The 22356-nt window shown below is 72.2% G+C and carries 20 protein-coding genes; 13 read left to right on the top strand and 7 right to left on the bottom strand.

The annotated features are described in order from the left end of the window. Positions 1-246: 246 nt before the first annotated feature. On the top strand, positions 247-1836 hold the full coding sequence (gene serA, locus ACZ5D2_RS34590; protein ID WP_371676528.1) for a phosphoglycerate dehydrogenase: 1590 nt from the start codon (positions 247-249) through the stop codon (positions 1834-1836). Positions 1837-1913: 77 nt separating this feature from the next. Here serA and ACZ5D2_RS34595 read toward each other — a convergent pair whose 3' ends face one another. After that, positions 1914-3455 carry an MFS transporter gene (locus ACZ5D2_RS34595; RefSeq protein WP_371676527.1) on the bottom strand — a complete coding sequence of 514 codons (1542 nt, stop codon included), beginning with the start codon at positions 3453-3455 and terminating at the stop codon, positions 1914-1916. An 89-nt stretch (positions 3456-3544) separates the two neighbouring features. Here ACZ5D2_RS34595 and ACZ5D2_RS34600 point away from each other — a divergent pair, with 89 nt between their 5' ends. Beyond that, a complete protein-coding gene (locus ACZ5D2_RS34600; RefSeq protein ID WP_371676526.1) occupies positions 3545-4135 on the top strand; it encodes a TetR/AcrR family transcriptional regulator in 591 nt (196 codons plus the stop codon). Between the two features lie 164 nt (positions 4136-4299). On the opposite strand, the gene ACZ5D2_RS34605 is transcribed toward ACZ5D2_RS34600, so the two are convergent. Next, positions 4300-5529, bottom strand: a complete 1230-nt coding sequence (locus tag ACZ5D2_RS34605; protein ID WP_371676525.1) for a PucR family transcriptional regulator — start codon at positions 5527-5529, stop codon at positions 4300-4302. 198 nt (positions 5530-5727) lie between these two features. Here ACZ5D2_RS34605 and ACZ5D2_RS34610 point away from each other — a divergent pair, with 198 nt between their 5' ends. Together ACZ5D2_RS34610 and pruA are read left to right on the top strand one after the other, a co-directional pair. Next, on the top strand, positions 5728-6654 hold the full coding sequence (locus ACZ5D2_RS34610; protein WP_371676524.1) for a proline dehydrogenase family protein: 927 nt from the start codon (positions 5728-5730) through the stop codon (positions 6652-6654). Positions 6655-6686: 32 nt separating this feature from the next. Beyond that, positions 6687-8318, top strand: coding sequence for an L-glutamate gamma-semialdehyde dehydrogenase (pruA, locus tag ACZ5D2_RS34615; RefSeq protein ID WP_468934969.1), 1632 nt, complete (start codon positions 6687-6689; stop codon positions 8316-8318). 79 nt (positions 8319-8397) lie between these two features. On the opposite strand, the gene ACZ5D2_RS34620 is transcribed toward pruA, so the two are convergent. Both ACZ5D2_RS34620 and ACZ5D2_RS34625 read right to left on the bottom strand, forming a co-directional pair. Beyond that, the gene (locus ACZ5D2_RS34620) at positions 8398-9108 is read right to left on the bottom strand and encodes a hypothetical protein (RefSeq protein ID WP_371676522.1); all 711 of its coding nucleotides are present in this window, start codon (positions 9106-9108) and stop codon (positions 8398-8400) included. 109 nt (positions 9109-9217) lie between these two features. Continuing rightward, on the bottom strand, positions 9218-9919 hold the full coding sequence (locus ACZ5D2_RS34625) for a nitroreductase family protein (protein WP_030236191.1): 702 nt from the start codon (positions 9917-9919) through the stop codon (positions 9218-9220). A gap of 81 nt (positions 9920-10000) precedes the next feature. Here ACZ5D2_RS34625 and ACZ5D2_RS34630 point away from each other — a divergent pair, with 81 nt between their 5' ends. Genes ACZ5D2_RS34630 through ACZ5D2_RS34640 form a run of 3 tightly spaced genes read left to right on the top strand, consistent with a single transcriptional unit; the run spans position 10001 to position 11820 of the window. Then, the gene (locus ACZ5D2_RS34630; protein WP_468934974.1) at positions 10001-10717 is read left to right on the top strand and encodes a tyrosine-protein phosphatase; all 717 of its coding nucleotides are present in this window, start codon (positions 10001-10003) and stop codon (positions 10715-10717) included. Between the two features lie 12 nt (positions 10718-10729). Further along, positions 10730-11287: an SMI1/KNR4 family protein gene (locus ACZ5D2_RS34635; protein ID WP_468934977.1), complete on the top strand. Its 558-nt coding sequence runs from the start codon at positions 10730-10732 to the stop codon at positions 11285-11287. Next, positions 11257-11820, top strand: coding sequence for a GNAT family N-acetyltransferase (locus ACZ5D2_RS34640; protein WP_371681148.1), 564 nt, complete (start codon positions 11257-11259; stop codon positions 11818-11820). Before ACZ5D2_RS34635 ends, ACZ5D2_RS34640 begins: the two co-directional genes overlap by 31 nt. Positions 11821-11836: 16 nt before the next feature. Here the strand turns inward: ACZ5D2_RS34640 and ACZ5D2_RS34645 are convergent, their stop codons facing one another. Both ACZ5D2_RS34645 and ACZ5D2_RS34650 read right to left on the bottom strand, forming a co-directional pair. Next, the gene (locus ACZ5D2_RS34645; RefSeq protein ID WP_468934980.1) at positions 11837-13867 is read right to left on the bottom strand and encodes a phosphocholine-specific phospholipase C; all 2031 of its coding nucleotides are present in this window, start codon (positions 13865-13867) and stop codon (positions 11837-11839) included. 120 nt (positions 13868-13987) lie between these two features. Continuing rightward, positions 13988-15052 (bottom strand): NADP-dependent oxidoreductase, encoded by a 1065-nt coding sequence (locus ACZ5D2_RS34650; RefSeq protein ID WP_468934983.1) that lies wholly within the window; start codon positions 15050-15052, stop codon positions 13988-13990. Positions 15053-15100: 48 nt separating this feature from the next. Between ACZ5D2_RS34650 and ACZ5D2_RS34655 the strand changes: the two genes are divergently transcribed. From ACZ5D2_RS34655 to ACZ5D2_RS34670, 4 genes are all read left to right on the top strand, one after another. Then, complete coding sequence (locus tag ACZ5D2_RS34655; RefSeq protein WP_371676517.1) at positions 15101-16024, top strand: LysR family transcriptional regulator; 924 nt, start codon at positions 15101-15103, stop codon at positions 16022-16024. 260 nt (positions 16025-16284) lie between these two features. Beyond that, positions 16285-16416, top strand: a complete 132-nt coding sequence (locus ACZ5D2_RS34660; RefSeq protein ID WP_256462237.1) for a hypothetical protein — start codon at positions 16285-16287, stop codon at positions 16414-16416. Positions 16417-16609: 193 nt separating this feature from the next. Beyond that, complete coding sequence (locus ACZ5D2_RS34665) at positions 16610-17650, top strand: 3-isopropylmalate dehydrogenase (RefSeq protein WP_371676516.1); 1041 nt, start codon at positions 16610-16612, stop codon at positions 17648-17650. A 228-nt stretch (positions 17651-17878) separates the two neighbouring features. Continuing rightward, complete coding sequence (locus ACZ5D2_RS34670; protein WP_371676515.1) at positions 17879-18979, top strand: branched-chain amino acid aminotransferase; 1101 nt, start codon at positions 17879-17881, stop codon at positions 18977-18979. Between the two features lie 238 nt (positions 18980-19217). On the opposite strand, the gene ACZ5D2_RS34675 is transcribed toward ACZ5D2_RS34670, so the two are convergent. Continuing rightward, complete coding sequence (locus ACZ5D2_RS34675) at positions 19218-20648, bottom strand: cytosine permease (RefSeq protein ID WP_468934989.1); 1431 nt, start codon at positions 20646-20648, stop codon at positions 19218-19220. A 156-nt stretch (positions 20649-20804) separates the two neighbouring features. On the opposite strand from ACZ5D2_RS34675, the gene ureA reads away from it, so the two are divergent. Together ureA and ACZ5D2_RS34685 are read left to right on the top strand one after the other, a co-directional pair. Next, the gene (ureA, locus tag ACZ5D2_RS34680; RefSeq protein ID WP_371676513.1) at positions 20805-21524 is read left to right on the top strand and encodes an urease subunit gamma; all 720 of its coding nucleotides are present in this window, start codon (positions 20805-20807) and stop codon (positions 21522-21524) included. 56 nt (positions 21525-21580) lie between these two features. After that, on the top strand, positions 21581-22356 hold a 776-nt coding region (locus ACZ5D2_RS34685), incomplete at its 3' end, for an amidohydrolase family protein (RefSeq protein WP_468935001.1).

Raw genomic sequence — 22356 nt, forward strand, 5'->3', positions numbered from 1 at the left:
CGCCGCGCACTGCCCCCACGGGTGGAGATGGCCGGAATGTAGGCCTCGTGTAGCGCGGATTGTCCACCCCGGCCAATCTCGGACGGGTGATCCTTCCGTACAGGCGGAATTCCGGCCCGGATCCGCTACTACACTGCACAACACAACGCGTCAGGCCCACAGTGTCGTGCGTCTTCCACGCGGCTACCCCCTCCACCGCCTGCGGCCGTCGGGACGGCCGTCCGCACTGGACTTGTGAGGACCCACGTGAGCTCGAAACCTGTCGTACTCATCGCCGAAGAGCTGTCGCCCGCCACGGTGGACGCGCTCGGTCCGGACTTCGAGATCCGGCACGTCAACGGCGCCGACCGCGCCGAGCTGCTCCCCGCGATCGTCGACGTCGACGCGATCCTCGTCCGCTCCGCCACCAAGGTGGACGCCGAGGCGATCGCCGCCGCCAAGAAGCTGAAGGTCGTCGCGCGCGCCGGTGTCGGTCTCGACAACGTCGACGTCTCCGCCGCCACCAAGGCCGGCGTGATGGTCGTGAACGCCCCGACCTCCAACATCGTCACCGCCGCCGAGCTCGCCTGCGGTCTGCTCGTCGCCACCGCCCGCAACATCCCGCAGGCCAACACCGCCCTGAAGAACGGCGAGTGGAAGCGGAACAAGTACACGGGCGTCGAGCTCAGCGAGAAGACCCTCGGCGTCGTCGGCCTCGGCCGCATCGGCGTCCTGGTCGCCCAGCGGATGTCGGCCTTCGGCATGAAGATCGTGGCCTACGACCCCTACGTGCAGCCCGCGCGCGCCGCCCAGATGGGCGTCAAGATGCTGACGCTGGACGAGCTGCTGGAGGTCGCCGACTTCATCACCGTGCACCTGCCCAAGACCCCCGAGACCCTCGGTCTCATCGGGGACGAGGCCCTGCACAAGGTGAAGCCTTCCGTCCGCATCGTCAACGCCGCCCGCGGCGGGATCGTGGACGAGGCCGCGCTGTACTCGGCCATCAAGGAGGGCCGCGTCGCCGGCGCCGGTCTCGACGTGTACGCGAAGGAGCCCTGCACGGACTCCCCGCTCTTCGAGCTCGACCAGGTCGTCTGCACCCCGCACCTCGGCGCGTCCACGGACGAGGCCCAGGAGAAGGCCGGCATCTCGGTCGCCACGTCGGTGCGCCTCGCGCTCGCCGGCGAGCTCGTGCCGGACGCGGTCAACGTCCAGGGCGGCGTCATCGCCGAGGACGTCCGTCCCGGTCTGCCGCTCGCCGAGAAGCTCGGCCGCATCTTCACCGCCCTCGCGGGCGAGGTCGCGGTCCGCCTCGACGTCGAGGTCTGCGGCGAGATCACCCAGCACGACGTCAAGGTGCTCGAACTCTCCGCGCTCAAGGGTGTCTTCGAGGACGTCGTCGACGAGACGGTCTCCTACGTCAACGCCCCGCTGTTCGCGCAGGAGCGCGGCGTCGAGGTCCGTCTGACCACCAGCTCGGAGTCCCCGGACCACCGCAACGTGGTGACCGTGCGCGGCACCCTGTCGGACGGTCAGGAGGTCTCGGTCTCCGGCACCCTGGCCGGCCCCAAGCACCTCCAGAAGATCGTCGGCGTGGGCGAGTACGACGTGGACCTGGCCCTGGCCGACCACATGATCGTGCTCCGCTACACCGACCGCCCGGGTGTGGTCGGCAAGGTCGGGCAGCTGCTCGGCGAGGCCGGTCTGAACATCGCGGGCATGCAGGTCGCCCGTGCCGAGGAGGGTGGTGAGGCGCTCGTCGTCCTCACCGTCGACGCCGAGGTCCCGGTCGACGTCCTCGCGGCCATCTCCGCCGAGATCGGCGCCGCGTCGGCCCGTACGGTCAACCTCGGCTGACCGCCGCACCGCATCCGAAAGGGCCCGGGGTGTTCCCCGGGCCCTTTCGCGTCCTCCTCCTCCCGCCGCTACGGGCCTCAGACCGTCGGTGCGGCGGCCGGGACGGCCCGCTCCGCCGCGGCCGGGGCGGCGGCCTTCCCGCTCCGGGCCAGGGCCAGGGCGCCGGCCGCCGCCACGAGGAGCAGGGCCGCACCGCCCCAGGCCGCGTACTGCATTCCGTGGACGAAGGCCTCACGGGCCAGGGCCAGCAGCTGTGCGCCGGCCGCTCCGCCGGTCTGCGCGGCGGTGGCCACCGCGCCGCCCAGGGTCTCCCGGACGGCGGGCTCGGCGCCCGACAGGTCGGAGCGGTAGACGGCGGTGCCGAGGCTGCCGAGCAGCGCCATGCCGAGGGCGCCGCCGAACTCCTGGCCCGTCTCCAGCAGTGAGGCGGCCGAGCCGGCCTTCTCGGCGGGGGCCGAGGCCAGTGCCATGTCGGAGACCAGCGACATCACCACCACGATGCCGGAGGCCAGCACCCCGGCGCCGGCCAGCAGCAGCCACAGGGAGTCGGTGCCCACCAGGGAGATCAGGCCGAACCCGGCGGCCGCCAGCACGAAGCCGCCGGCGATGACGCGGGCCCGGTCGGTCTTCTGGGCCAGGGCCGCTCCGACAGGGGCCGCGGCGCCGATGAAGAGGGAGGGCGCGAGGCTCCACAGGGCCGCCTCCAGGGTGCCCATGCCGAGCACCGACTGCAGGTACTGGGTGGTGAAGTAGGCCGAGCCCATCATCGCGAACGCGGCCACGGTGTTGAGGCCGATGCCCGCCCCGAAGCCGCGCCCCCGGAACAGCGCCCGGGAGACCATCGCGTCCTCGGCGCGGTGCTGGCGGCGGACGAAGGCACAACCGAACGCCAGGCCGACGAGCAGGCAGCCGAGGGAGAGGGGCTCGAAGCCCTCGGCGGCGATCTCCTTGAGCCCGTAGACCACCGGCAGGACGGCGGCCGTCGACAGCGGGATGCTCAGCAGGTCGAAGCGGCCGGGCGCCGGGTCCTTGAACTCCGGCACCAGCGCCGGGACCAGGAGCAGCAGGAGCAGCATCGCGGGCACGTTGATCAGGAAGACCGAGCCCCACCAGAAGTGGTTCAGCATCACGCCGCTGAGCACCGAGCCCAGGGCGATGCCGCCGGTCATGGCCCCGGACCAGAGGGCGATGGCCTTGCCGCGCTGCCTGTCGTCGCGGAAGAGGTTGCGCACGAGGGCCAGGGTGGAGGGCATCAGGGTCGCGCCGCCGATGCCGAGGAGCACGCGGGCCGCGATCAGCATCCCGGCGCTGGTGGCGTAGGCGGCGGCGACGGAGGCGAGGCCGAAGGCGCCGGCTCCCATCAGCAGCAGCTTGCGGCGGCCGATCCGGTCGCCGAGCGAGCCCATCGTGATCAGCAGGCCGGCGAGGGCGAAGGCGTAGCTGTCGAAGATCCACAGCTGCTGGGTGGCGCTCGGGTCGAGCTCCCGGGTGATGGCCGGGATGGCGAAGTAGAGGACGGAGGTGTCCATCGAGACCAGGAGCAGGGGCAGCAACAGGACCGTGAACGCGGTCCATTCGCGGCGGCCGGCGAGGCGCGTCGTAGCGGCGGGGTTCGTCATGAGAAGGAATGTACATCCGTCATAAACGCTTGTCTATGACGGATGTATGGAACTTCTGTATGGGACGGTTGTCTTGCTACCGTGACGCCATGGGACATCGCGAAGATCTGCTCGAAGGCGCGAAGAAGTGCCTGGCCGAGAAGGGGTTCGTGCGGACGACGGCGCGTGACATCGTCAACGCCTCCGGCACCAACCTGGCGTCCATCGGCTACCACTACGGCTCCAAGGACGCCCTGCTCACCCAGGCCTTCATCGCCCTGATGGAGGAATGGGGCGAGGGGTTCGGGGGCGCCCTGGGCGGTGCGGACGGCTCGCTGGAGCGCCTGCACGGCCTGTGGGAGGGGGTCGTGGACCGGCAGGAGGAGACCGCTCCCGTCTGGGCGGCCAGCCTGGAGATCGCGCTGAGCCGTGGTCGGCACGCCGAACTGCGGGCCATGCTCGGCGCCTCGCAGCGGGAGGGGCGCAGGGGCCTGATCTCCATGCTGACCGGGATCCCGGAGGACGAGGTGACCGACCGCGACGAGCGCACCCGCGGCACCGTCTACCAGGCGCTGCTCAACGGCCTGATGATCCAGTGGCTGTTCGACCCGGCGAGCGCCGCCACGGCGGAGGAGTTCACCGAGGGCCTGCGGCGGGTGGCCGAGGGGGTCACGGCCCAGGCGGAGGGCGGGGAGGGGTGAACGAGGTCTGAGCGAGCGCTGAGCGAGGTCCGGGCGAAGGCCGAGCGAGGTCCGGGCCGTGCCCGCCGCCGCACCGTCGGCCGGACCCGTGCGGCGGCCGGCGGGGAGGAGCCGGCCGGCCCCCGCCCCGCCGCCGCTTCCGCCGTTCCGGTCGTTTCCGTCGGTCAGCCGTGCAACCGGGAGGCCTTGAGGGCCATGTGGAGCAACAGGCGGTCCTCGCCGTCGTCCAGGTCGAGCCCCGTCAGCTGCTCCACCCGGCCCAGCCGGTAGTACAGGGTCTGGCGGTGGATGCCCAACGCGGCCGCCGCACGGCCCGCCTGGCCCGCGCAGTCGAGGAACACCTCGGCGGTGCGGGCCAGTTCCCGGTGGGCCGGGCCGAGCAGGGCCCGGGTCGCCGGGTCGTCCGCCGGGCCCGCCGCCAGGGCGGTCAGCATCCGGTACGGGCCGATCTCCGACCACTGCGCCACCGGCCCCGGCAGGGGCCGGGCGGCGGCCGTCCGGGCCGCGGCGGTGGCCTGCGTCCAGGCGGCGGGCAGCTCCGCGAGCGTCCGGACCGGGTCGGACAGGCCCGCGGTCGGGCCCGGCGCGCCATCCGCCGCGGCCGCCGCGGCTCCGGAGCCCGTGGGCCCGGGGCGGGGCAGCAGCCGTCCCACCGCGGTCAGGGCCGGGGCCAGCGCGTCCGTCGAGCGCAGCCGGAGCAGGACGGCGAGCGCCCCGCCCCCGGAGCCTCCGGGCCCCCCGCCGGACGCACCCGCCACGCCGTTCGCGTCGGCGGCGTCACCCGGTACGACGCACACCGCCGCCGCCCCCGGCACCGACGCGGGAGCCTCCCCGGCCCACGGCGCCACGCACACGGCGGCGTGCAGTCCCTCGGCCCCGGGCCCCAGGGCCACCCGCAGCGCGGCCACCGCCATGTCCTGCTGCCAGCCCCGCCCGGCGGTGAGGACCGCGAGGAACTCCCGGGACAGGCCGGCGCCCGCCTTGGCCTCCTCGGCGAGCAGCACCCCGATCCGCTCGGCCACCTCCATCGCGGCGGCCAGGGCCTCCGCCCCGGGACCCGGCTCCTGGTCGAGGAGCCACACGTAGCCCTGCACGATGCCCCGGTAGCGCACCGGCAGGCAGATCCGCCCGCGGAAGACCCCCGCGTCCGGGGCGGCCGGGATGCGGACGGGGCCGGTCGCGCGGGTGATCCCGTAGGCCTCGAACCAGGACCGCACGGCCGCCGTGGACTGCCGGGTCAGGATCGAGCGGGTGCGGACGGGGTCCATGACGAGGTCGTCGTCGCTGTCGTGGGCGCCGAAGGCGATGAGGCGGAAGTCCCGGTTCTCCAGTGTGGCCGGGGCGCCGAGCAGCGCCGAGATCTCGTCGACCAGGTCCTGGTAATCGCCCTTCACGCGCCCATTCTCCCATCTCGCACACGGGTCTTCAGACAGATGTATGACATCCGGACCACGGATGCGTGACAGCTGTCGATGGCAGAGGATCGTGGAGATCCTTAGGTTTCACGGTGGTTTCACTCGCGTTTTCCCACGGCCGCGGCCCACCCCGCACGGCGGCCGCAGTCCGCTTCTGCCACCCGTTGGAGGTGCCCCGTGCTGGGTCCCGTGATCCTCGCCGCTTCGCGCAGCGACAAGATGCGTCGAATCGTCTCCGCCGCCCCCGTGACCAAGCCCGTGGTGAACCGCTTCATCCCGGGTGAGACGGTCGACCAGGTCATCCCGATCGTGGAGGACCTCACGCGGCGCGGCCTGGAGATCACGCTCGACGTCGTCGGCGAGGACATCACCGCCGTGGAGCAGTCCCACGCGGCCCGCGACGCCTACCTGGAGCTCATCGAGCGCCTCGGCGCGCTGGGCCTGGGCGAGACGGTCGAGATGTCCGTCAAGCTGTCCATGTTCGGCCAGGCGCTGGAGGGCGGCCACGAGCTGGCCCTCGCCAACGTCCGCCCGGTCGTCGAGGCCGCCGCGGCCATCGGCACCACCGTGACCCTGGACGCCGAGGACCACACCACCCTCGACTCCATGTTCGCCATCCACGAGGAGCTGCGCCGGGACTTCCCGCAGACCGGCTGCGTGATCCAGGCCTACCTCTTCCGCACCGAGGCCGACGCCCGCCGCCTGGCCGCCGCCGGCAGCCGCGTCCGCATCGTGAAGGGCGCCTACAAGGAGCCGGCCGAGGTCGCGTACCAGGACAAGGCCGAGATCGACAAGGCGTACGTCCGGATCATGAAGATCCTGATGGAGGGCGACGGCTACCCGATGATCGGGTCCCACGACCCGCGTCTCATCGCCATCGGCCAGGAGCTGGCCCGCCAGGCAGGGCGCAAGCTGGACGAGTACGAGTTCCAGATGCTGTACGGCATCCGCAGCGAGGAGCACCTGCGGCTGGCCGCCGAGGGCCACCGGATGCGCGTCTACACGGCCTACGGCACCGACTGGTACGGCTACTTCATGCGCCGCCTCGCGGAGAAGCCGGCCAACCTGCTGTTCTTCCTCCGCTCGATGATCACCAAGAACTAGGCACCCCACTAGCTCAAGGAGTTACCAGCCCCATGGATGCTGTGACCCAGGTCCCCGCGCCGGTCAACGAGCCGGTCCACTCGTACGCTCCCGGCAGCCCGGAGCGTACGCGCCTCGAATTCCAGCTCAAGCAGCTGTCCGAGAACCCGATCGACCTCCCCATGACGATCGACGGCGTCAAGCGGATGGGCGGCGGCGAGCGTTTCGACGTCGTCCAGCCGCACGACCACAAGTCCGTCATCGGCACCTACGCCAACGCCACCGAGGCCGACGCCCAGGAGGCCGTCGACGCCGCCCTGGCCGCCGCCCCGGCCTGGCGCGCGATGTCCTTCGACGACCGCGCCGCGATCATCCTGCGCGCCGCCGAGCTGCTCGCCGGTCCGTGGCGCGAGAAGCTGGCCGCCTCCACCATGCTGGGCCAGTCCAAGACGGCGCAGCAGGCCGAGATCGACACCCCGTGCGAGCTCGTCGACTTCTGGCGCTTCAACGTCCACTTCGCCCGGCAGATCCTGGCCGAGCAGCCCGCCGCGAACTCCGCGGGCGTGTGGAACCGCAGCGACCACCGCCCGCTCGAAGGCTTCGTCTACGCGATCACGCCGTTCAACTTCACGGCCATCGCCGGCAACCTGCCGACCGCCCCGGCCCTGATGGGCAACGTGGTCGTCTGGAAGCCGTCCCCGACGCAGACCCACTCCGCGGTCCTCCTCATGGAGCTCCTGGAGGCGGCCGGCCTGCCCAAGGGCGTCATCAACCTGGTGACCGGCGACGGCATCGCCGTCTCCGAGGTGGCCCTGAACCACCCGGAGCTGGCCGGCATCCACTTCACCGGCTCGACCAAGACCTTCCAGTACCTGTGGAAGACGGTCGGCAACAACATCGAGAAGTACCGCTCCTACCCGCGCCTGGTCGGCGAGACCGGCGGCAAGGACTTCGTCGTCGCGCACCCGTCCGCGGACCGCGCGATCCTGAAGACCGCCCTGACCCGGGGCTCCTTCGAGTTCCAGGGCCAGAAGTGCTCCGCCTCCTCGCGCGCCTACGTTCCGGCCTCCATCTGGAACGACGGCTTCAAGGAGCAGTTCGCCACCGAGGTCGACGGCATCACCATGGGTGACGTCCGCGACCTGACCAACTTCATCGGCGCGGTCATCGACGAGCGCTCCTTCGCGAAGAACAAGGCCGCGATCGACCGTGCGAAGGCCGACCCGACCTGCACGATCGTCGCCGGTGGCACGTACGACGACGCCGAGGGCTACTTCGTCCGCCCGACCGTCATCGCGTGCACCGACCCGGAGAACGAGGTCTTCACGACCGAGTACTTCGGCCCGATCCTCGCGATCCACGTCTACGAGGACGACAAGTACGACGAGATGCTCGCCCAGATGGAGAACGTCTCGGCGTACGCCCTGACCGGCGCCGTCATCGCGCAGGACCGCTACGCGGCCGCCGACACGATGGAGAAGCTCCGCTTCGCGGCGGGCAACTTCTACATCAACGACAAGTCGACCGGCGCCGTCGTCGGCCAGCAGCCCTTCGGCGGCGGCCGTGCCTCGGGCACCAACGACAAGGCGGGCGCGGCCTCGAACCTGCTCCGCTGGACCTCGACCCGCTCCATCAAGGAGACCCTGGTCCCGCCGACCGAGTACGGCTACCCCCACATGGGCTGACCGGCCCCTCGCTGAACCCCGCCCCCGCTCCGGTACCCCCAAGTCCGGAGCGGGGGCGGTATCCATTTGCCGGGCGCCGCTACCGGGCCCGCTCCAGCTCGGCGATCTCCGTCGCCGTCGCCGTGGCCCGACGCCCCGCCTGGACCTGCTGGAGCCGCTTGATGGTGGCGGCCAGCACGTCATGGGCGTCCTTGGGGTCCCCGCCCGCGTCTTCGACATGGATCCGCACGACGACCGTGCCGGACCGGCTGTAGCCGGCGACCGAACCGCCCGATCCGCGGTGCGCGAGGAAAATCGATTCCTCTCCGACTTGGCTGGACCCCTTGACCTCAGTCACTTCGTCCTTGTCCGGCCACAGGTCGTACGCCGCTTTCGCGTTCTGGGCGTTGTCGAACTGGCAGACCTTCACTCTGATCCCTCGGGAGAGGGTCGAGCCCTGGAAGTCGTAGTCGCCGCGGCCCGCCCGCTGCCAGCCGGACGGCGCGGGGCCGTTCAGCGGGGCGCAGTCGTCGGCCTTACCCGGCTGGCTCTTGTGCGAGCTGCCGCGGTAGTAGCCGGGGACCACGTCGGGTGCGTCGGGAATCGCCTGGGTGAGTTCGCTCTGGCCGAGCTGCTTGGTCAACGGTACGTCGGTGTCGTCCTTGAAGGGCTGCACCGCGGCGGACCCCTTGGCGGACGGGGCTCCGGCGGCTGCGGGCGGACCCCCCTGCGGTTCCTTGTCCGCCGCGCAGGCGGAGAGAGCGAGGCAGGCCAGAAGGGTTGAGGTCAAGGGGATGTGACTGCGTGTCATGTGATCAACATAGCCCGGCTCCGGTGGGTGTCCGGCCCGCCGGAGCCGGACCGCCGCTCCCGGATCCCGCCGGGCGGTGCGGGCCGGGCAGGATCCGGGAGGGACCCGCTCAGACCTCCACCAGCACCTGGTCCAGGGACTTGCGGATCAGGTCCGGGACCTCGCAGTCGGCGGACGGGTAGCCGATCGGGATGACCGCGAAGGCCTTCTCGTTCTCCGGGCGGTTCAGGACGTGGCCCAGGAACCGCATCGGGCTCGGGGTGTGGATGAGGGCCGCCAGGCCCGACAGGTGCAGGGCGGACAGCAGCATCCCGACGGCGATGCCGACCGACTCGTCGACGTAGTAGTGCTTGCGCTTCGTGCCGTCCGGGCCGAGCCAGTACCGCTGCTGGAAGACCACGATCAGCGCCGGGGCGTCCGTCAGGTGGGTCTTGACCGCGTCGGTGCCGATCGGGCGCAGGGCGGCCAGCCACTCGTCGCCGAGGCGGCCGTCGTAGGAGATCTCCTCCTCCTGCTCGGCCGCGGCGCGGATCTGGCGCCGCACGCCCGGGTCCTTGACCAGGACGAAGGTCCACGGCTGCTGGTGCGCCCCGGAGGGGGCGGTGGCCGCGCAGGCGACGGCGTCGAGGACGACCTGGTCGGGTACCGGGTCCGGGGAGAAGTGGCGTACGGTGCGCCGCTCGTCCATCCGGGCCCGCAGCTCCGCCGCGCGCGCGAGGGATTCCTCGCTCGGCATGCGCGCGGGCCGGTAGGCGACGGGCCGGTAGGGCTGGCCATGGGTCGGGGTCCACTGCTGGGTACGGGGCGACATGCGCAGATCTTCACGCGGGGGAACCCCTGAGGCCAGAGCCGCGTCCTCGATGACTGTCCGATGTGTACTGACAGGGGGGCTATGACCGTGACGAACGTCGGTCGATTCGTCGACTGGGAGGGCTGCTTCAACGCCCGCGACCTCGGCGGCCTCGGGAGCCTGCCGCCCGGGGTCCTGGTACGCGCGGACAGCCTCGACGACCTCACCGCCAAGGGCTGGACCACCCTCGCCGCGCACGGCGTGCGGACCGTCATCGACCTGCGCAACGACGACGAGCGGCCGCTGGACCACGCACCCCGCCCGGCCGGGATCACCACGCTGGGGATCCCGCTCGACGGCATCGAGCACCGGGACTTCTGGGACGTGTGGTGGGGCACCCCGGGTTTCGCGACCCCCGCGTATTTCCGGCCTTTCCTGGACCGCTTCCCCGACCGGGTCGCCACCGTCGCGCGCGCCGTCGCCGACGCCCCGCCGGGCGCGGTGGTCTTCCACTGCGGTCTGGGCCGCGACCGCACCGGGATCGTCGCGCTCGTCCTGCTGCGGCTCGCGGGCGCGAGCGCCGAGGAGATCGCCGACGACCACGGGCTGAGCGAGCCGCGCGTACGCGCCCGGTACGCCGCGCAGGGCAGTCCCTACGACGCCGCCGAGATCGAGGACTACGTCACCGGACTCGGCACCACCGTCCACGCCCTCGCCCGCGACGCCGCCCAGCGCCTGGACGCGGCGGCCTACCTGCGTGCGGCGGGCCTGACCGGGGCCGAGCTGGGGCGGCTCCGCGGCAGGCTGCGGGGGCGTTGATACCGTCCCCGGATGGAGATCTGGGACGCGCGCGCCGTACGGGAGCGGCTGCGGGAGAAGGCCGCCCGGGATCCGGGGCACGCCCGGCACGGGGCGCGGACGCACCGGTACGCGCTGGCCGCCCCGCTCGCCCCGGCGGCGGTCGACGGCTTCGAGGAGCTGCACGGGATCCGGCTGCCGCCGCAGTACCGGGCCTTCGTGACCGCGGTGGGCGACGGCCCGGCGGGGCCCGGCCACGGGCTGCTGCCGCTGGTCACCCCGCGCCCGGGGGCGGCGGCCGGGGAGGACTGGGCGGTGGACGGGGAATGGGAGGACGACCGGCGGCCGGGCCGTGCGGCGGCGCCCTTCCCGCCGGCCGCGCCGCGCCCCGGGCCGCTCGGCCGCGCGGCCGCGGAGCTGACCGCAGGCACGCTCACCCTCGCCGAGGAGGGCTGCGGGATGTACCTCCGGCTGATCCTGAACGGCCCGTTCGCCGGACAGGTGTGGTGGCTGGACCCGGACTGGGGAGGATTCGTCCCCGCCGCCCCCGACTTCCGCACCTGGTACACCGACTGGCTGGAGAAGCCGTGACCGTACGCCTCGTCCACACCGCCGAACTGCGCGCCGGGGAGCTGCGCGCGATCCGGGAGCTGCTCGACCGCGCCTTCGAGGGGGACTTCGGCGACGAGGACTTCGAGCACGCCCTCGGGGGTGTGCACGCCCTGCTCCACCGGGACGGGGAGCTCGTCGCGCACGGCAGCGTCGTCCAGCGCCGGGTGCTGCACCGGGGCCGCGCCCTGCGCACCGGGTACGTGGAGGCCGTGGCGGTACGGCCCGGCCTGCGCCGCGCAGGGCTGGGCGGGGCGGTGATGGCCGGCCTGGAGGGGGTGATCGGGCGGGCCTACCTGCTGGGCGCCCTGTCCGCCTCCGAGGCCGGGGCCGCCCTGTACGCGGGCCGCGGCTGGCGCCCCCACCCCGGGCCCGTCGGCGTGCTCGGCCCGGACGGCCCCGAGCGGCTCCCCGACGAGGAGGGCTCGACGTACGTGTGGACGCTGCCCGGCGGGGCCGTGCTGGACCCCGCCGGGCGGCTCGACTTCGACTGGCGCAACGGCGACGTGCTCTAGACCCGACAGGGTCCGGTCAGGACCCGGAGACGCTCGCGGCGCCCGTCTCTATGTGGCCGGTGTAGCGGCGCGACCAGGTGCCGTCGGCGTCGGTCAGGATCGTGAAGTCGTACCACCCCTTGCTGTACGCGACCGCGTTGAAGAAGTCCTCGCGCGAGGAGTTCGCCGGGACGGTGTACGTCCACGGCCCGTCCGTGCGGTAGGCGTTCGAGCGGACGGTGAAGGTGACCGGCGAGGCGGACGCGTTCGTCATCTTGAACCAGATGGCCATCTTGCCGGTGCCCGACTCGACCGCGAAGCGGGCGGCGACCTCCAGGGACTTGCCCGCCTTGGTCGCGTCGCCGATGAAGCGGCGCAGGAAGCGGTTGGGTCCGTACATGGAGATGTCGTACTTGCCGGATCCGTTGCCGATGCCGACGCTGAACCAGTCCGTGGCGGTGGTGCCGGGGTCGACGGTGTACTGCCAGGCGGTGGTGTCCCGGTGCTGGTGCGGGTGGATGGAGAAGTGCGCCGCCTGCTTCGCCGGGCCGCCCTGGTTGGTCATCGAGAACCAGGCCGTGATCTGGCCGAGCGTCCCGAACTCGAAGCGGTCCAGGTTGCCGTTGACCTGGTACGGCAGCGCCCGCGCCGGGCGCGTTCCGGGCTCCTGCGCCGGGAGGGCGTTGTCCTGGGGGGCCGGGTTGGGCAGCGGGCCGCAGGTCGCCTGCCCGATCACCTTGGCGGTTCCCGGCAGGCCCGAGGGGACCCCGTAGACGGGGTGCGCGAAGTCGAACACGCCGGTCAGGTCGCCGACCACCTTGCGGCGCCAGGGGCTGATGTTGGGACAGGTGGCCGGAGTGCCCAGGGCCGTCGTCCAGGTCTCCATGAAGCGGAGCACCGAGGTGTGGTCGAAGACCTCGGAGCTGACCCAGCCGCCCCGGGTCCACGGCGACATCACGAGCATCGGGACGCGGAAGCCGAGGCCGATCGGGACGCCGTCGAGGAACTCTCCGGCGGTCCCGGGCGGGGCGACCGGCGGCGGGACGTGGTCGAAGAAGCCGTCGTTCTCGTCGTAGTTGAGGAACAGGACGGTGGAGTCGAAGACCTCCGGGTTCGCGGCGAGCGCCCGGTAGACCAGGTCCACGAAGTGCGCGCCGTCACCGGGCGGGGCGTACGGGTGCTCGGAGAAGGCCTCGTTCGCCACCACCCAGGACACCTGCGGCAGCGTGCCGGCGACGACGTCCGCGCGGATGGCGGCGGCGATGTCGTCCGGGGTGGAGCCGGTGACCTTGGGGACCGAGGCCATGCCCCGGTCCCACAGCGGGTCGCCGGGCTTGGCGTCGGTGAACTGCTTGAAGTACGCGAGGCCGTTGTCCCCGTAGTTGTCCTGCGCGTTCTGGTAGACCTTCCAGGTCATCCCGGCCCGCTGGAGCGCCTCCGCGTACGTCTCCCAGGTCAGCCCGGACTCCTCGCCGCCGTCCTTGCTGCCCGCCTCGACCTTGCCGCTCCACAGGAACGTGCGGTTGGGGCCGGTGGCGCTGAGGGTGGAGCAGAAGTAGGCGTCGCAGATCGTGTAGTTGTCGGCGAGCCCGTAGTGGAAGGGGATGTCCCCGCGGTCCAGGTAGCCGAGGGTGTGGGTCTTGCCGACGCCGTAGACCCAGTTGTCCATCCGGCCCTTGTTCCAGGCCGCGTGCTGCGAGGTCCAGCTGTGCGGGAGGTCGCCGGTGCACTGGGCCAGGGTCTCGCTGTCGGCGCCGCCGGCCGCCGGGGTGGCGGAGAGCTTCCACGGGTACTGGCGTCCGACCCAGTTGGCCTGGTTGAACGTGCCCCAGCCGCCGGGGATGTTGCCGGCGGCGCGGTCGCCGAAGCCGCGGACGCCCTTCAGCCTGCCGAAGTAGTGGTCGAAGCTGCGGTTCTCCTGCATCAGGATCACCACGTGCTTCACATCGGTGATCGTGCCGGTCGCGGCGGCCGCGGCCGCCGTCGTCGGCGTGATCGCGGGCAGGGTCGCCCCTGCCACGAGCCCGGCGCCGATTCCCACGAAACCTCTGCGGCTGATCGGTGTCACTGGCTGCTCGCCTCCAACTCAAGTGCCCCGCTGGCACATTGACCGCAAGAGTGACGGCAGCCGCCGCAAAGGTCTACATCCGTGCGGTAAGAACTCGGTGAACATCCGGTTGGGCCGGATTCAGTCCTTGAGACGGACCAGCATCTTGCCCAGGTTCTCCCCGCGCAGTACGCCCAGGAATGCCTCCACGGTCCGGTCGAATCCCTGGACAACGGTGGTGTCGGTGCTCACCCGCCCGCTGCGCAGGTGGGGGACCAGGAAGTCCTCCAGCTCGTCCTGCAGATTGGTGTGATTTCGAACCAATACCCCTTCCAGGCGAAGCGACTTGTGTACGACCTCGAAGAGGTTGCGGGGTGCGGCGGGGGAGCGGTCGCCGTTGTACATCGAGATGCCGCCGACCCAGGCGATCCGCCCGTACTCCCGCAGGACGTCGATCGCGCCTTCCAGATGGTCTCCGCCCACGTTGTCCACGTAGACGTCGATGCCCTCCGGGGCGGCCTGCGCCAGCTGCTCGCCGACCGGCCCGTCGTGGTAGTCGAAGGCGGCGTCGAAGCCGAGGGCCCCGGTGAGGTGGCGGACCTTCGCCGCCGAGCCCGCGCTGCCGATGATCCGGCGGGCGCCGAGCAGCCGGGCGATGTGCCCGGTGGCCGTGCCGACCCCGCCCGCGGCGGCCGAGACGAAGAGGTCCTCGCCCTCGCGCAGGGCCGCCGTCCGGGTGAGGGCGGCGTACGCGGTCAGGCCGGTCCCGCCCAGGATGGACAGGTACGCCTCCAGGGGGACGCCCGCGTGGCCGCGCAGCTTGCGCGTGCCGTCCACTCCCAGGGTGACCAGGGCGTGGGTGCGCCAGCCCGAGCGGTGGAAGACCAGGTCGCCCTCGGCCAGGCCCGGATCGCGGGAGGCGGTCACCCGGCCCACCGAGCGGCCTTCGAGGGGGGAGTGGAGGTCGAAGCCGCCCTCGCCGCCGTCCATCATCCCGCGGTGGTACGGGTCCACCGACAGCAGCAGGTTCTCCACCAGTGCGGTGCCCGGGGCGGGTTCGGGAACGGGATGGGAGACGTGGGCGAACCCGGAGGGGGAGGGGAAACCGACGGGGCGGGCGGTCAGGTGGACGGCGGAAGCGGTGTGCGTGGTCATGGCGACGACCGTAGGAAGGAATCCCGAGGCCGGGCAGGGGGTTGGGCTCATGGAAGCCGCGCACCCATGAACACGGCTCATACACCGAGGTGGGACCCCGTGACCGAGCTCGCCCCGCAGGAACTGAGGGTGCTGGTCGCCGTCGCCGAGACGGGTGGCTTCTCCGCCGCCGCGAACCGGCTCGGCATCAGCCAGTCGGCCGTCTCCCACTCGGTGCGCGGCAGTGAGGCCAAGGTCGGCGCGGTGCTCTTCGACCGCGGGCGCGCCGGCGCCTCGCCCACTTTGGCGGGGGAGCGGGCCGTGGCGCTGGGCCGGCGCATCCTGCGGCTCTACGAGGTGCTGGGCGCGGAGGCCCGCGCCGCCGGCCGGGCCCCCGCCGGGCCGGGGGTGCCGGACGGGGTCCTGCGCATCGCCGCCTTCCGCAGCGCGGCCCTGCACCTGCTGCCGCCCGCGCTGGAACGGCTGACCGCACGGCACCCCGGGATCCGGCCCGAGGTCAGGGTGGTGCGCGAACTCGGCGCCGGGACCGCGGGGGAGGTGGCGGCGGGGCGGGCGGACCTCGCCATCGCGACCCTGGGCGCGTCCAGCGACGTACCGTCGGCCGGGGGATCCGCCGGGCCGTCCACCGGTCTGCCGGTCGGCCTGCTGAGCGGGGAGCTCACCCGGGAGGCCTACTCCCTCGTCCATCCGGTCGGGCACCCCGATCCGAAGGCGCTGCCGCTGCTGGACTGGGACGAGAACTGCGGCTCCTACACCCGGGACTGGTGGCGGGCCCAGGACTGGATCCCGCGGGCCACCGTGAAGGCCGAGGACGACGCCATGGTGCTGACCATGGTCGGCCGGGGGCTGGGTATGGCGATCCTGCCGGAGCTGTCGCTGCGCGAGGCCACGGACGCCGTCGAGATCGCCGGATTGGGCCCTGCGGGGCCGGTGAGGCGCGTGGGATACGTCACCACAACGGAATTGGCGTCCACTCTCGCCGTCAGGGCTCTGATCAGGGAACTCAGGGCCGACAAGGGCTGAAAACGGAGCCTCTGGAAGGGGTCTTCCGGGGGCTCGGGCGTCTCAGATAGTAGGAAGTCCGAGTAATTGCCGAGACATACAGCCGCACCTGGCCTAGCTTTGTAGGAGCCGAACGTCTCGCTGATCCAGCGAATGGCGGTCGATAGCGCGCGCCCCTGGGCAGGCAACCCCTGCCGCGCCGCTTCCCGCCTCTTCCGGCGCCTTGAAGGAACCCCTCATCCGTGGCCCCGCCACGCCGTGATCTCAAGGAGTCGATCACCATGACCCCCACCTCCGCCGCCACCCGTCGCGTCCGCCACTCCTCCCCGGCCGACGCCGACCGCAAGAACGCCGCGGCCGCCCTCCAGCGCGCGCTGGACCGCCGCGACAACGGCGGCTCGACCGGCCACTGATCCCGCGGATCCCGCAGACCCCGCAGACCCTGCGGAGCCCGCGGATCCCGCCCGCGGATCCCACTGATCCCACTGATCCCACCGGCCCGCGGCCACACCGGCCGCCCGCGGCACATCGCGTCCCCGGCGGACCATTGGTCCACATGGTGGACGCGATATGTCTGAGGGCTGGGACACGGAGTACGGTTCCGTCATGTCGACCAGCATCAATCTCGCAGTGATCCCCGGTGATGGCATCGGCCAGGAAGTCGTGGCTCAGGGCCTCAAGGTCCTTACCGCGGTCCTGCCCCAGGATGCGAAGCTGGAGACCAAGGAGTACGACCTCGGCGCCCAGCGCTGGCACCGCACCGGTGAGACCCTCCCGGACGCGGAGCTCGAAGCGCTCAAGCACCACGACGCGATCCTGCTCGGAGCCATCGGTGACCCCTCGGTCCCGTCCGGCGTCCTGGAGCGCGGTCTGCTGCTGAAGCTCCGCTTCGCCTTCGACCACTTCATCAACCTGCGCCCCTCGAAGCTCTTCCCCAACACGGCCACCCCGCTCGCCGGCCGTCCGGAGATCGACTTCGTCGTGGTCCGCGAGGGCACCGAGGGTCCGTACACCGGCAACGGCGGCAGCCTGCGCACCGGTACCCCCGCCGAGGTGGCCACCGAGGTCAGCATCAACACCGCGTACGGCGTGGAGCGCGTCGTCCGTGACGCGTACGAGCGGGCCAACGCCCGCCCGCGCAAGAAGCTGACGCTGGTTCACAAGAACAACGTCCTCGTGTACGCGGGCCACATGTGGAAGAACATCTTCGACAAGGTGGGCCAGGAGTACCCCGAGGTCACCACCGACTACCTGCACGTCGACGCCGCGACGATCTTCTTCGTCACCCAGCCCGAGCGCTTCGACGTCATCGTCACGGACAACCTCTTCGGTGACATCCTCACCGACCTGGCCGCCGCCGTGACCGGCGGGATCGGCCTGGCCGCCTCCGGGAACATCAACCCGACCGGCGCCTTCCCGTCGATGTTCGAGCCCGTCCACGGCTCGGCCCCCGACATCGCGGGCACCGGCAAGGCCGACCCGACCGCGACGATCCTCTCCGTCGCCCTCCTGCTGCGCCACCTCGGCCACGAGGCCGAGGCCGTCCGCATCGAGGACGCCGTCTCCGCCGACCTGGCCGAGCGCGACGGGACCTTCCGCTCCACCGACGCGATCGGCGACGCCCTCGCCGCACGCGTAGCCGGCTGACCCGGCAGCTCCACCTCAGGAAGCCGCAGGGTCGCGACCACCGGACCCGGCGGCTTCTCCTGTGCGGCCCCGGGTGCCACCATCTCCCCTGGGCCGCAATCACCCCGTTTCACCGGAGCCCCCTCGCGCGCGATAATCGAACGCGAGGCCGCGGAAAACGGGGAAGCTCGGACGTCCTGGTACGCATGAGCGCGGTCCGCCATACACAACGGTGAAGGACAAGCACTCATGACGACGCCCACGATCGAGCTCAAGCCCTCCTCGAACCCGCTGTCCGACGCGGAGCGCGAGGCGATCCTGGCCAGCCCCGGCTTCGGCCGCCACTTCACCGATCACATGGTGACGATCAAGTGGACCGAGGGCCGCGGCTGGCACGACGCCGAGCTGGTCCCCTACGCGCCGCTGTCGATGGACCCGGCGAACATGACCCTGCACTACGCGCAGACGATCTTCGAGGGCCTCAAGGCCTACAAGCAGCCCGACGGCACCGTCGCCACCTTCCGCCCCCGGGCCAACGCCGAGCGCTTCCAGGCCTCCGCCCGCCGCATGGCGATGCCGGAGCTGCCGGCCGAGCTGTTCATCGAGGCCTGTGACGCCCTCATCAAGCAGGACAGCGCCTGGGTGCCGGACTCCGGCGAGGCCTCCCTGTACCTGCGGCCGTTCATGTTCGCGTCCGAGGTCGGCCTGGGCGTCCGCCCGGCCAACGAGTTCCTCTTCATGGTCATCGCCTCGCCCGCCGGCGCGTACTTCCCCGGTGGCGTCAAGCCCGTCTCCGTGTGGCTCTCCGAGGAGTACGTCCGCGCCGTCAAGGGCGGCACCGGCGCCGCCAAGACCGGCGGCAACTACGCGGCCTCCCTCGTGGCCCAGGCCCAGGCCGCCTCGCACGGCTGCGACCAGGTCGTCTGGCTGGACGCCGTCGAGCACCGCTGGATCGAGGAGATGGGCGGCATGAACCTGTACTTCGTGTACGGCCAGGAGGACGGGACGCAGCGGATCGTCACCCCGGAGCTGACCGGCTCGCTCCTGCCGGGCATCACCCGTGACTCCCTCCTCACCATCGCCCGCGACCTCGGCTACACCGCCGAGGAGGGCCGCATCTCCACCGAGGACTGGAAGCGCGACAACGAGAACGGCACCCTCACCGAGGTGTTCGCCTGCGGCACCGCCGCCGTCATCACCCCGGTCGGCTCGGTCAAGTCCGAGCGCGCCAACTGGATCCAGGGCGACGGCGAGCCCGGCGAGGTCACGATGAAGCTCCGCAAGGCGCTCCTCGACCTCCAGACGGGCCGCACCGCCGACACCCACGGCTGGATGCACCCGCTCGGCTAGGCACCGCGAAGTCCCGGCTCCCAGGGGGAGGAGGGGGGGGGGGGGGGTGGGGAGGGGGGGGGGGGTGGGGGGGGGGGGGGGGGGGGGGGGGGAGGGAGAGGGGGGGGGGGGGGGGGGAGGGGGGGGGGGGGGGGGGCCCTCCCCCACCCCCCTCCCCCCCCCCCCCCCCCCCCCCCCCCCCTCCCCCCCCCCCCCCCCCCCCCCCCCCCCCCCCCCCCCCCCGGGAGGCGGGGAGGCCTCACACGGTGGCGGGTTCCTCCGTGGCGGGCGCCGCGGCGGGGGCGACGGCGGACGCGGTGCGGGCGGTCAGCGCCGTGTAGACGAGGCCGCCGGCCAGGCCGGAGAAGATGAAGGAGCAGTCCACCCCGCCGGTCAGGGCGAGCAGCGGGCCCTCGTAGAAGGGGGTGCTCACGGCGAGCAGGCCGACACCGGCTCCGATCGCCCAGGAGGCGGTGGCGCGCGGGTTCCAGCCGCCGCGGTACCAGTAGATCCCGCCCACCGAGCGGCGGTTGAAGACCTGGAGGGCGTCGGCGTCGTACTGCCCGCGGCAGCGCACGAAGCCGATCAGCGTGATCACGGCCCACGGGGTGCCGATGGCGGTCAGCAGCAGCACGAAGGAGGTCATCGCGGACTGCACGTTCCACTCGAAGGAGCCGACGAAGACGAAGGCGGTGGCGACGGTGGCGGCGATCACGGTGGCCTTCGTGCGGGTGGCCTTGGGGACGATCGCGTCGAGGTCGAGGCCCATGGAGTACAGCATCAGCCCGGCGTTGCCCACGGAACCCGCCGCGGCCGCGGCGAGCAGCGGGAGCAGGTACCAGAACGGCGAGGCGGCGACGAGCGGCCCGGCGTAGTCGGTGGAGCCCGCCCTGGCGGCGAGCGCGGTGTAGGTGCCGAACAGCTGCGGTACGAGCAGGCCGATCAGCAGGCCGAAGGAGGTGGCCCAGAACACCTTGCGGGGGGCGTGCCTGGTGGGGGAGACGTAGCGGGTGTAGTCGCCGAGCAGGGTGATGAAGGCGACGGGGCCGCTGAGTCCGGCGGCGACGGCGGCGAGCAGCCAGGTCGGCCAGAAGGACCCGAGGAGGTACGAGGCCTCCGGCGCGGCGGTGGTGAAGTCGGGCGCGTAGGCGTAGACGCCGATGGCCAGCAGGATCACCATGCCGATGGAAAGGATCTTGCTCATGCGCAGCAGCAGCCGGTAGCCGAAAACGGCCCCGACGACGGTACAGGCGGCGAGCACGCCGTACATCGCGGCCCGCGTGACGCCGTTCTCCGGCAGCCCGATGAGCCGGGACAGGGCGCCGACCATCACGTCCCCGCCGATCCACAGGGTGAGCGCGGTGTAGCCGAGGGAGAGCAGCAGGCCCACGATCGAGCCGACGAGCCGCCCGCGGACCCCGAACTGGGCGCCGCTGGACGTGGAGAGGTTGGTCGCCGTGCGCAGGGACACCAGTGCCAGCGGCGCGGTCACCGCGATTCCGACGACGGTGCCGGTCACGATGGCGGTGAGCGAGGGCCACAGCCCCAGTCCGAAGGACGGGGGCAGCCAGCCGAAGACGATCACACCGAGGCAGAGGTTGGAGCCGAGGAGGATCGAGACCAGGTCACGGGGACCGCTCGTCCGCTCCTCCTCCGGGATGGTGTCGACTCCGCGCTGTTCGATGGGCATGGGGGACTCCCTTGGCAGGGCGGGGGGTGGTCACGCAAGTGTTTGAGCGACACTCAATGTGACTCAGGCCCGGCCCCCAGGTCAATGATTCCCAGCGATGGAATGAAGAGTTAGAGTGATGCTCTAACCCATCGACTCAAAAGGTGGTGGATCGGCGTGCGGCTGACCCCTACGGAGCGCGACCGGCTGCTGCTGCGCAGCGCCGCGGAACTGGCGAGGGCCCGGCGGGCCCGGGGCCTGCGGCTCAACGTCCCCGAGGCGACGGCGCTGGTCGCGGACACGGTCTGCGAGGCCGCGCGCGACGGGAAGCGCCTGTCGGAGGCCATCGAGGAGGCCCGGAGCGTCCTGGGCCCCGACGACGTGCTGCCCGGCGTGGCCGACGTGGTCACCGAGGTGCACGTGGAGGCCGTCTTCGACGACGGGTCCCGCCTCGCGGTGGTCTCGTCCCCGATCCGGGGTGCGGCCTCGCTCGGCGAGGACGCACCGGGTGCGGTCGTACCGGGCCCCGGCGCCCCCCAGCCCGAGCCGGCCCTGCACCTGCGGGTGCGCAACACCGCCCCCGTGCCGGTGAGCGTCACCTCGCACTTCCACTTCTTCGAGGCGAATCCGCGCCTCGACTTCGACCGTGCCGCGGCCTACGGGATGCGGCTGTGCGTCCCGGCCGGGTCCTCGGTGCGCTTCGACCCGCACGGCGAGGGCGAGGTCGGCCTGGTACCGATCGGCGGGGACCGGATCGCGATCGGTTTCGCGGGCTTGGTCGACGGCCCGCTGGACGCCCCCGGCGCGAAGGCGGAGGCCCTGCGCCGGGCCGCCGCCTGCGGCTACCTGGGCGTGGCCGACACCACCGCCGGCGCCCCCGAAGGAGACCAGGCGTGAGCCGTCAGACCCCCCACACCGACCACAGCGCGCACTGCGCACCCGGCAGCCGGCACATCGACCCGCACGAGTACGCGTCCGTCTTCGGTCCCCGCGCCGGCGACCGGGTCCGGCTCGGCGACTCGGGGCTGACCGTCCGGGTGGAGTCCGACTCCCAGCGGCCGGGTGATGAGTTCCTGGCCGGTTTCGGCAAGACGGCCCGTGACGGCCTGCACCTGAAGGCCGCGGCCGTCCGTGAGACCTGTGACGTCGTGATCAGCAACGTCCTGGTGATCGACGCGGTGCTGGGCATCCGCAAGGTGTCCATCGGCATCCGTGAGGGCCGCATCCACGCGATCGGCCGGGCCGGCAACCCCGACACCCTCGACGGGGTCGACGTGGTCGTCGGCACCGGCACGAGCATCGTCTCGGGCGAGGGCCTGATCGCCACCGCCGGAGCCGTCGACACCCACGTCCACCTGCTCTCCCCGCGCATCATGGAGGCATCCCTCGCCGCGGGCGTCACCACGGTCATCGGCCAGGAGTTCGGCCCGGTCTGGGGCGTCGGCGTCAACTCCCCGTGGGCGCTCAGGCACGCCTTCAACGCGTTCGACGCCTGGCCGGTGAACATCGGTTTCCTGGCCCGCGGGTCCTCCTCGGACGCGGCCCCGCTGGTCGAGGCCCTGGCCGAGGGCGGAGCCTGCGGGTTCAAGGTCCACGAGGACATGGGGGCGCACACCCGCGCGCTGGACACCGCCCTGCGGGTGGCCGAGGAGCACGACGTACAGGTCGCGCTGCACAGCGACGGCCTCAACGAGTGCCTCTCCGTGGAGGACACCCTGCGGGTCCTGGA

The sequence above is a fragment of the Streptomyces sp. NPDC031479 genome (genome assembly GCF_055581065.1).